The organism is Bacteroides sp. B1-V-101 (genome assembly GCF_023656585.1).
Classification (GTDB): Bacteria; Bacteroidota; Bacteroidia; order Bacteroidales; family Bacteroidaceae; genus Bacteroides; species Bacteroides thetaiotaomicron.
The window spans coordinates 1-1,729 of record NZ_JAMOKH010000087.1 but is presented as its reverse complement, the minus strand read 5'-3'; the positions used below and the strand labels follow the sequence as shown (position 1 = coordinate 1,729).

The following is a 1,729-nucleotide window of genomic DNA, read 5'->3' as shown; positions in this document are numbered from 1 at the left end:
TTTCCCTCTTTTCTTCTGATGGTTTTAAGGGATTTTTTCGGTTCTATAAACGGGATTTTATTTCATTGAAAAAACATGTCAAAACAGCGTTCTGCTTTTATAGGGTTGCCACATTCCCTTTTATCCGATTACAGGAAAGCCCCGATAAAGAAAGCCCCTCTGTTCCTGCGGAGCGTGAAAGAAAGTAATCCCCTTGTTTTCAAGTCGTTTTAAATTACTACCTTTGCGTACAAATTATTGGAATGACATGGCGACAAATGGAGAAATAACAAAAGGAATCAGCACCCTTTACGACACGATTAACCGGATAATCGAAGAGGCACGTGCTGCGGTTTACCGCACCGCCAATATTACGATGGTCAGGGCATACTGGCATATCGGCAGAGTAATCGTCGAAGAAGAACAAAAGGGAAAAGAAAGGGCGGAATATGGCAAACAGATTCTCAAACAATTATCCCAAAAACTGACTAAAAAACACGGTCGTGGCTTTGATGAAAGTAACCTGCGCCACATGCGTAACTTTTACCTCGTTTATCCAAAATGTGACGCACTGCGTCCTGAATTGAGTTGGACGCATTACCGCCTGCTTTTAAAGGTAGGGAACGGGCAGGCAAGGCTGTTTTACATGCAGGAAACCATAGATTGCAACTGGAGTACGAGAACGCTTGAACGGCAAATCGGCAACCTCTATTACGAACGGATGCTTATGAGCCACAATACCCAAATAGTCAAGGATGAAGCTGCCGAAAAAGAAATCAGGCAAGAGCCGAAAGACATTATCAAAGACCCTTATGTACTGGAATTTTTAGGCTTAAAGGATAATACGGACTTTAGGGAGAATGAACTGGAACAGGCAATTATAGATAAGTTGCAGAACTTCTTGCAGGAATTAGGCAAGGGCTTCGCTTTTGTGGGGCGCCAGTACCGACTTACCACCGACACGGGCAAACACTTTTATGCGGACTTGGTATTTTATAACTATATACTCAAATTCTTTTTAATCATAGACTTGAAAGCCGAACCGCTTACCCATCAGGATATCGGGCAGATGGATATGTATGTACGCTATTTTGAGGAAAAGATGCGGCAGGAAACCGATAATCCGACAATCGGGCTTATCCTATGTACCGAAAAAGACAAGACCATTGTAAAATATAGCCTGCTCAATGACAGCAACCAGATTTTTGCATCCAAATACATGCTTTATCTGCCGACAGAACAGGAACTCAAAAAAGAGATAGAACGACAACGGGTACAGATAGAGCAAGAAAGGAAACTGAATCAATAAAGAGCAAAACTCCTTGTCTTGCAGAAAAGAAAGCCCCCAAATAGAATTAGTCATGCAAGAACATGTCTTAATGAACGAACCATGGATAGGGCATGTTCTTTGGGGCTATCTGTAACGTATGAAAGCCCCCAATCACAAAAATAGAATCAGTAAATTTAAAAGTGTCAATTTTTGGCAGGGGTAATCTCTATTTATCCCCTTCTTTTGATGTCACGCATTTTTGTTAAAAGAAATACTTCTTGTACTTATCCTTATAGACCGACCTCTGAGTTGTTCAATAGCTTCATACCTGTTCCCTCCTTTAAATGGGTTGAATAAAGGAAATCCCTATAAAGAAAGCCCCAATCATCAGATTATAAAAAAAAGAGAAAAACGGACAAATATACATGAAAAACGAAGCATGACCCAATCCCTTAAAACCATCAGAAGAAAAGAGGGAAA

The 1,729-nt window shown here is 40.7% G+C and carries 2 protein-coding genes; both read left to right on the top strand.

Annotated features, from left to right (window positions below):
- Window positions 1-188: hypothetical protein (locus tag NBH01_RS26495; protein ID WP_044193047.1), on the top strand; the 188-nt coding region annotated here is incomplete at its 5' end.
- Window positions 189-247: 59 nt separating this feature from the next.
- Window positions 248-1,288 carry a PDDEXK nuclease domain-containing protein gene (locus NBH01_RS26490; RefSeq protein ID WP_502801508.1) on the top strand — a complete coding sequence of 347 codons (1,041 nt, stop codon included), beginning with the start codon at window positions 248-250 and terminating at the stop codon, window positions 1,286-1,288.
- Window positions 1,289-1,729 lie beyond the last annotated feature (441 nt).